Here is a 4,131-nt window from a genome sequence, read left to right on the forward strand (position 1 = left end):
GAGCTTGTCAGAAATTTTGTGTGTGAGGCATAGCATGTCGACAAGGAGCATGAATGCCACGCAAGACCAAACCCACCGCTTTGGCGGACCAGGCGGCACAGCCGCAATTTCACATCCCGGCCGAGCTGCTTGACCAGTTGGTGACCGGGCCCATGACGCCGGGCCAAGTCCAAGGGCTGTTCGATCAGTTCAAGAAGTCAATTCTTGAGCGGGCGCTGGGCGCCGAGATGAGTCATCACCTAGGCTATGCGCCCGGCCAAGCCAAGCCCACAGGCGGATCAGCCAACCACCGCAACGGCAAGAGCACCAAGACCGTACTGACCGATGTGGGGGCGCTGCGCATCGATGTCCCACGCGATCGCGAAGGCAGCTTCGAGCCGCAGCTCATTGGCAAGCACGAGCGGCGCTTTACGGGTTTCGACGACAAGATCATCGCCATGTACGCACGCGGCATGACGGTGCGCGAGATCCAGGGTTTCCTGGCTGAGATGTACTCGGTGGACGTCTCGCCCGAGCTCATCAGCCGTGTCACCGATGAGGTGATGGGCGAGGTCACGGCCTGGCAGACACGGCCGCTGGAGGCGATGTACCCGGTGGTGTTCTTCGATGCGCTGCGGGTCAAGATTCGCGAGGATGCGGTGGTGCGCTCCAAGGCCGTCTACCTGGCGCTGGGCGTACTGCCTGACGGCTCGCGCGACATCCTGGGAATCTGGATCGAGAACACCGAGGGGGCGAAGTTCTGGATGAAGGTCTTCAACGATCTGAAGACGCGCGGGGTGCAGGACATCCTGATTGCCGTCACCGACGGCCTCAAGGGCATGCCAGAGGCGCTGGGCGCAGTGTTCCCGGCGACGACGCTGCAGACCTGCATCGTGCACCTGATCCGGGGTGGCCTGGACTTTGCGTCATGGAAAGACCGCAAGGCGCTGGCCGCAGCCATCAAACCCATCTACACCGCGGTGAGCGCCGAGGCGGCCGAGGCCGAGTTGGATGCGTTTGCGGCCGGCCCCTGGGGGCAGCGGTTCCCGACCGTGGTCAGCGCCTGGCGCCGGGCCTGGGACAAGGTCATCCCGTTCTTCGCCTTCCCGCCCGAGGTGCGGCGCGTGATCTACACCACCAACGCCATCGAGAGCGTGAACGCACGGCTGCGCAAGATCATCAAAACGCGCGGCCACTTCCCCAGCGACGAGGCGGCCACCAAGCTGATCTGGCTGGCGCTGCGCAACATCACCGCGGACTGGGGGCGGGCGGCCAACCACTGGAAATCAGCGATGAACCAATTTGCGATCCTCTACGAGGACCGATTTACCAGATCGGGCCAGTAAGATCACCAAGCCGCCTCACGATTGAGTGACGGATTCAACAGCCTCACACACAGAAATCCTGACACTCCCGAATTCCTTGGCTTCTGGCCAAGTCGCGCAAACGGGCGTCTCTTGTCTTCGGATGCCGGGTGAGGCTTTCTCCCTCTGGACCTTGATTCGCCCGTTCGTCCACGTACCGAGTTATCGCGTTCTCAACCTCATGGGGCTGGGAAAAGGCGTGGACCAGGCCGGCTATCTGTTGAACCCAGCCAAGCGCGAACTCGTCTCCGAGGCTGGTTGCAAGCCGCTTCCCACCGTGCGCCTTCGGGATGCCTTCAAACTTGCCCGCAATCCAGGTGCTACGCGTCTTCTTGCATTTGCGCGCCAACACTTCGAATGTGTAGGCTGCGATTTCTGCTTGTGCCGCTATGCCCACGAACATGAAGTCACCTTCATTGATCGGGCTTCCCTTTGGACGTGTGTCCATTGACCGAAGAAGCATCAATTTGCAGCCGAATGCGGCTGCTACGGTCGATGCAAGTGCGCCCTCCCACAGTGCAGGCTTGTCGCGGGCCATCGTTCGGCTTTTCGTCCGCGCTTCGCCTATCTCCGCCATCGTGATGTGTTCAGCCGTGACCCCATGAGCAGCCATCAAGGACCGGGCCTGGCGCATCGCTGCCGCCGCTTCATGAGGGTTGTCCGATTGAGACAGGGCAAGGCACTTTTTGATCTTGCCGAGGATCTTGGGGTCAACGTTTTGCATTGGTGAAACTCAATTCAATGGCCTCGCGTAGGTTTCCAGACACGTGGATGGCAAACACCTGCACAGGAGCGGGCCCGAAGTGCGGATGGGTGATCGTCTTGATCTGGTAGCCCTGCCACGGGCGCTCTATTCGCCGGGCGATGTCCACCCTCCCTGGGTAGCCTAGAGTCAGGACAATCGCGGTGAAAGTCTTGCCTTCCAAGCGCTTGCGCCAGTAGGGAGTGCACAGGCGGTATTCCTCTGTTTTCTGGCCATCACGAATGGCGTCGAAATACTCTCGCTTGAGCGGCAAATGGAGGGTGGTGGACATGATGGCTGTGCCGGCGACATGAGCCCGTGGGCACAAGTTCAGAGTCCGACAATCTGCTCAAGGTGCCGAGGGATTACGACGGGTTTTCCGCCAGTCTCCTTTGCCTTCAGCGTCACCCCCTTGTTGCAGAGGGGGCAGTTCATCATCCCATGCGCATTGGGCACGCCACGCCGCAGGAAGCGGGTGTATTCCTTCCCGCTGGCTTCGCAGCGATGGCGCTTGTTCAGGGCAACGGTGAATCCGCTCATGGTCGGTCCACGCCCAATTCTTCAAGCACATCGGCAATGCGACGGCTTGTGGTTCCATAGTTGGGTTCGTAGTGCCTTGCGCCGGCCGCATCACGCAGTTGGATGCGCGCCTGGATGAGCAGCTCGGTGATGGCCTCAGCTTGCTCTTCGGTCAGTGTTGTGGGGACCGTCATTTGAGAGCCTTCAGGCAAGATGGGGGCAGCGTGAGGTTGCCCCTGAAAAGTGGAGTTCTTAACCCTTGTTGAAGATACCGACAAGGAGTTCAGAGATGAGTGACAAGCAGGTGCGTGCGCAGTACACGCGAGAGTTCAAGCAGGAGGCTGTTCGGCAGGTCCGCTCGGGTCAGGCGATTGCGGTGGTGGCCAAGGTACTGGGCATCCCCAAAGCGAGCCTGGGCAACTGGGTGCGGCTGTCAGCCAAGGGAGAATTGGACGGTGCGGGCGGTGGTGACAAGGGCATCCAAGTCTCGCCCGAGCAGATGGAGATAGCCCGGTTGCGTGCAGAGAATGCTCGCCTTCGCATGGAGCGCGACATCGCAAAAAAAGCCGCGGCGTACTTCGCGCAGGACACGCTGCGAGGTACGCCTGGATTCACCAAATGAGAAAGCTGTACCCGGTGAGTGTGTCCTGCGGGGTGCTGGAGGTCAGCGCGAGCGGGTACTTCAACTGGCTGCGCCGGCGTGAGTCTGGCCACGGTGGACCTGCCCGGCGTCACAGCGACGAAGCCCTGCTGGCGTACATGCGCGCCATCCACGCCGAGGTGAAGGGGGAATACGGCTGGCCACGCATGCACAAGGAACTGCTGGCCCGGGGCATCCGAGTGGGCAAAGACCGGGTGCGCAAGCTCATGCAGCAGCACGGCATCAGGGCCAAGACCAAACGCAAGTTCGTGGTGACCACCGATAGCCGCCACAGCCTGCCGGTGGCGCCCGACTTGGTACAGCGGCGCTTCAACCCCGAGGCGCCCAACCAGCTCTGGAGTGGCGACATCACCTACATCCAAACCGACGAGGGCTGGCTGTACCTGGCTGCGGTCATCGACCTGTTCAACCGTCAGGTGGTGGGCTGGAGCCTGCAGCCGCACATGCAGGCCAGCCTGGTCAAGGACGCGCTGGCCATGGCGTGGTGGCGCCGCAGGCCGCCTCCTGGGCTGATATTCCACAGCGACCGGGGCAGCCAGTATTGCAGCCATGAGTTCCAGGATGCCTTGAAGGGCTGGGGCATGCGTTCATCGATGAGCAGAAAGGGTAACTGTTGGGACAACGCACCGACCGAGAGCTTCTGGGGCCGGCTGAAAACAGCCAGCGTACATGGGTGCAAATTTGCTACCCGTGAGCAGGCCAGGCAGGCGGTGATGGACTGGATGGCCTTCTACAATCACCGAAGGCTGCATTCGTCGCTGGGCTACCTCAGCCCGATGCAGTACGAGCAGCGCTGGTACGAGGCACAGCGTAAAAAGGCCGCGTGAACCGTGGGTTAAGAGCTACACGAAACAGGGGCAAGGTCA

The 4,131-nt window shown here is 61.3% G+C and carries 6 protein-coding genes; 2 read left to right on the forward strand and 4 right to left on the reverse strand.

What is annotated here, in order from left to right; all coding sequences use genetic code 11:
* Positions 1-53: 53 nt before the first annotated feature.
* Entirely contained in the window at positions 54-1,325 is a 1,272-nt protein-coding gene (locus tag BV908_RS21845) for an IS256 family transposase (RefSeq protein WP_047350851.1), read from the forward strand.
* Positions 1,326-1,368: 43 nt separating this feature from the next.
* Here BV908_RS21845 and BV908_RS21850 read toward each other — a convergent pair whose 3' ends face one another.
* The 4 genes from BV908_RS21850 to BV908_RS22575 are packed head-to-tail and all read right to left on the reverse strand — an operon-like array spanning position 1,369 to position 2,798.
* Positions 1,369-2,067 carry a DUF2786 domain-containing protein gene (locus BV908_RS21850; protein WP_103739197.1) on the reverse strand — a complete coding sequence of 233 codons (699 nt, stop codon included), beginning with the start codon at positions 2,065-2,067 and terminating at the stop codon, positions 1,369-1,371.
* Entirely contained in the window at positions 2,054-2,377 is a 324-nt protein-coding gene (locus BV908_RS21855; RefSeq protein ID WP_103739199.1) for an RNA-binding protein, read from the reverse strand. Before BV908_RS21855 ends, BV908_RS21850 begins: the two co-directional genes overlap by 14 nt.
* 38 nt (positions 2,378-2,415) lie before the next feature.
* Entirely contained in the window at positions 2,416-2,625 is a 210-nt protein-coding gene (locus BV908_RS21860; RefSeq protein WP_103739198.1) for a hypothetical protein, read from the reverse strand.
* The gene (locus tag BV908_RS22575; protein ID WP_172751430.1) at positions 2,622-2,798 is read right to left on the reverse strand and encodes a hypothetical protein; all 177 of its coding nucleotides are present in this window, start codon (positions 2,796-2,798) and stop codon (positions 2,622-2,624) included. Before BV908_RS22575 ends, BV908_RS21860 begins: the two co-directional genes overlap by 4 nt.
* A 95-nt stretch (positions 2,799-2,893) precedes the next feature.
* Here BV908_RS22575 and BV908_RS21865 point away from each other — a divergent pair.
* Positions 2,894-4,092, forward strand: a protein-coding gene (locus tag BV908_RS21865) for an IS3 family transposase (RefSeq protein ID WP_103738857.1) whose coding sequence is annotated in 2 segments (ribosomal slippage) — positions 2,894-3,161 and positions 3,161-4,092 — 1,200 coding nt in all. Because the reading frame shifts where the segments join, the coding sequence is not laid out codon by codon here.
* The last annotated feature ends 39 nt before the right edge of the window (positions 4,093-4,131 follow it).

The sequence above is a fragment of the Diaphorobacter sp. LR2014-1 genome (assembly GCF_002916785.1).
In the GTDB taxonomy this organism is placed as follows: domain Bacteria; phylum Pseudomonadota; class Gammaproteobacteria; order Burkholderiales; family Burkholderiaceae_C; genus Diaphorobacter; species Diaphorobacter nitroreducens.

What these genes read in the sequence shown, in the direction of transcription:
- BV908_RS21845 (WP_047350851.1), top strand. Translation starts at nt 54, where the DNA reads ATGCCACGCAAGACCAAACCCACCGCTTTGGCGGACCAGGCGGCACAG.
- BV908_RS21850 (WP_103739197.1), bottom strand. Translation starts at nt 2,067, where the DNA reads ATGCAAAACGTTGACCCCAAGATCCTCGGCAAGATCAAAAAGTGCCTT.
- BV908_RS21855 (WP_103739199.1), bottom strand. Translation starts at nt 2,377, where the DNA reads ATGTCCACCACCCTCCATTTGCCGCTCAAGCGAGAGTATTTCGACGCC.
- BV908_RS21860 (WP_103739198.1), bottom strand. Translation starts at nt 2,625, where the DNA reads ATGAGCGGATTCACCGTTGCCCTGAACAAGCGCCATCGCTGCGAAGCC.
- BV908_RS22575 (WP_172751430.1), bottom strand. Translation starts at nt 2,798, where the DNA reads ATGACGGTCCCCACAACACTGACCGAAGAGCAAGCTGAGGCCATCACC.